This is a genomic window from Acinetobacter sp. 1124_18A (assembly GCF_052824995.1).
Genome location: NZ_VTDF01000028.1, coordinates 1 through 538 on the forward strand (window position 1 = coordinate 1; position 538 = coordinate 538).

At 48.7% G+C, this 538-nt stretch carries 1 protein-coding gene and 1 pseudogene; both read right to left on the reverse strand.

Annotated elements, in window-relative coordinates; genetic code table 11:
• On the reverse strand, positions 1–462 hold a 462-nt coding region (locus FY048_RS18960; RefSeq protein ID WP_075880450.1), incomplete at its 3' end, for a thiolase family protein.
• Positions 463–474: 12 nt separating this feature from the next.
• Positions 475–538 (reverse strand): annotated as a pseudogene (locus FY048_RS18965) (3-oxoadipate CoA-transferase); the annotation flags it as partial.

Here is a 538-nt window from a genome sequence, read left to right on the forward strand (position 1 = left end):
AGGATTAATAAAACGCCAGCCCATGGTGGTGTCTTCAATCTTCTGGCTACGGCCAAAAGCACTGTCTGACTTACCCATCACATAGGGTGCACGGCTCATGCTCTCTACACCACCTGCAATTACTAGATTTGCTTCACCTGCTTTAATAGCACGGGCAGCAATGGCAATCGCATCTAAGGATGAACCACACAAACGGTTAATGGTGGTTGCTGGCACCTGATACGGTAAACCTGCAAGCAGTGCTGACATACGACCGACATTACGGTTGTCTTCACCGGCTTGATTGGCACAGCCATAAATTACATCATCGACCTGTTCCCAATCTACATTCGGGTTACGCTGCATGAGTGCTTTAATCGGTACAGCGCCGAGGTCATCGGCACGGACAGGCGCAAGGCCACCGGCATAACGGCCGAATGGAGTACGGATGGCATCGATGATATAAGCGTTTTTTAATGTCATTTCCCTACGTCCTTATCCTTGAGTCGCATCAATCAAAGTTGCACCTGTTAAAGCCTGTAACTCATCAAAGCTAAGG